The 2,166-nt window shown below is 68.4% G+C and carries 3 protein-coding genes; all 3 read left to right on the top strand.

All coding sequences use genetic code 11. From position 1 onward, the window contains the following. Positions 1-114: 114 nt before the first annotated feature. From VE25_RS19905 to VE25_RS19895, 3 genes are read left to right on the top strand one after another with little or no spacing between them, the layout of a single operon-like run. Entirely contained in the window at positions 115-987 is an 873-nt protein-coding gene (locus VE25_RS19905; protein WP_046110426.1) for an NAD-dependent epimerase/dehydratase family protein, read from the top strand. Then, complete coding sequence (locus tag VE25_RS19900) at positions 984-1,643, top strand: GNAT family N-acetyltransferase (protein WP_046110425.1); 660 nt, start codon at positions 984-986, stop codon at positions 1,641-1,643. The genes VE25_RS19905 and VE25_RS19900 overlap by 4 nt, the downstream gene beginning before the upstream one ends. After that, complete coding sequence (locus VE25_RS19895; protein ID WP_046110424.1) at positions 1,640-2,143, top strand: DUF6886 family protein; 504 nt, start codon at positions 1,640-1,642, stop codon at positions 2,141-2,143. Before VE25_RS19900 ends, VE25_RS19895 begins: the two co-directional genes overlap by 4 nt. Positions 2,144-2,166: the final 23 nt, after the last annotated feature.

Here is a 2,166-nt window from a genome sequence, read left to right as displayed (position 1 = left end):
GGTCGGGGGTGGGGGTCCATCAGTGGCTCACACAACCACCCCCACCCTCATTCCCTCCCCTCAAGGGGGAGGGAGGCGAAGGAGCCGCCGATCTCAATTGCGGAAACGATCTAGATGAACCTCTTCGTCTTCGGCATGGGCTATTCGGGCCTCGCGAGCGCCAGGGTCGTGCGCGAACGCGATCCCAGCACGCGGATCGCCGGCACCAGCCGCACGCCGGAGGGCGCGGCGGCGCTCGTCCGCGAAGGCTTTGCCGGCCATGTCTTTGCCGGCGATGCGCCGGGGGCGACGCTTGGTAAAGACCTGGTGGCCGCCACCCACGTCGTCCTCTCCATCGCCCCCGGACCCGAGGGCGATCCGGCGCTGCGCCGGCACCGCGCCGAGCTCGATGCGGCGCAGAACCTCGAATGGCTCTGCTACTATTCGACCATCGGCGTCTATGGCGACCACGGCGGCGACTGGATCGACGAGGGCGCTTCCCTCAACGCGACCAGCGAGCGCAACCGGCGGCGGATCGCGGCGGAAGCGCAGTGGCGCGACTATGCGGACGCGCGCGGGGTGCCGCTCTGCGTGCTGCGCCTTGCCGGGATCTACGGGTCCGGCCGCTCGGCCTTCGACAAGCTGGCCGAGGGCACGGCGCACCGCATCGTCAAGCCGGAGCAGGTGTTCAACCGCATCCATGTGGCCGACATCGCCCGGGTGACGGCGCTGGCCGCCGAGGCGCGGCTCGCCGGCACCTACAACCTTGCCGACGACCTGCCGGCCCCGCCCCAGGACGTCGTCGCTTTCGCAGCCGGGCTCGCGGGGGTCGAGCCGCCGCCGGAAATTCCCTTCGAGGAGGCTGAGCTGACGCCCATGCAGCGCTCGTTCTATGCCGACAACAAGCGCGTCTCCAATGTCGCCATCAAGGAGGCGCTGGGAATCACGCTGCTCTACCCCGACTATCGGCAGGGGCTTGCGGCCATCGATGACGGATCGCATCCATGACGCAGATCCGGCCTGCGAAGTCCGCACCGCAGCGCGTCGTGCTCGAGGGGCGCTATGTGCGGCTGGAACCGATGGCGATCGGCCATGCCGAGACGATGTTCGCCGCCGTTTCCGGCCCCGGGGCCGAGGCGCGGCACCGCTGGCTCCCGTTGTACCCGCCCGCCGATGTGGAAGAGCTGCGCGCCTGGATCGCCACGGCAGCGGCCTCGCCGGACTCGCTCTATTTCGCCGTCATCGACCGGACGACCGGCAGGTGCGGCGGGCGCCATGCGCTGATGCGCCAGCGGCCCGAGCACGGCTCCGTCGAGATCGGCGGCGTGCTCTGGGGCGAGGGGATCGCGAGGACGCGCCTCGCGACAGAAGCGTTTTATCTCACCGCCCGTTATATCTTCGACGATCTCGGCTATCGCCGCTTCGAGTGGAAGTGCAACAACCGCAACGAGCCCTCGAAGGCCGCCGCGCGCCGCTTTGGCTTTCAGTATGAGGGCCTGTTCCGCCAGGACATGATCGTCAAGGGCGAGAACCGCGATACCGCCTGGTTCTCGATCCTCGACGGCGAGTGGCCAAGGCTCAGGGCCGAATACGAGCGCTGGCTCGATCCGCAGAACTTTGTCGAGGACGGCGCGCAGAAGACGCGGCTGGACACCTCGCGATGAGCGAGCTGTTCCATGTGAGCGACAAAGGCGACATCGCCCGCTTCGATCCGCGCCCGTCCGACTACACCGATCATCCGGTGGTCTGGGCCATCCACCGCGCGCGGCTGCCCAACTACCTGCTGCCGCGCGACTGCCCGCGCGTGACCTTCTATGCAAACGAGAAAACGTCGCGGGCCGATCGCGAGCGCTTCCTCGGGGAAAACCGCATCGTCGTCGCCGTCGAAGAAGCCTGGCTCGAGCGAATCGCGGCCGAGAACCTCTTTCTCTATACGATGCCGCAAGCGCCGTTCGCGCTGCACGATGCGACCGCCGGCTACTGGGTGAGCCGCGAGCCGGTGACGCCCGTCTACCGCGACGTGCTCACCGGGCTGCCCGACGCGATTGCTGCGCATGGCGCGACGCTCAAGGCCCTTCCCTCGCTGTGGGCCCTGCGCGATGCGGTCCTGGCTTCGACCCTGCAGTACTCGATTATCCGGATGCGCAATGCGCAGGGCCGATAGCTCCCCTCTCCCTTGAGGGGAGG

The organism is Devosia geojensis, from assembly GCF_000969415.1.
Taxonomy (GTDB): domain Bacteria; phylum Pseudomonadota; class Alphaproteobacteria; order Rhizobiales; family Devosiaceae; genus Devosia; species Devosia geojensis.
Note: the sequence above shows the minus strand (reverse complement) of the source record. Positions and strands in the feature narration are given on the sequence as shown.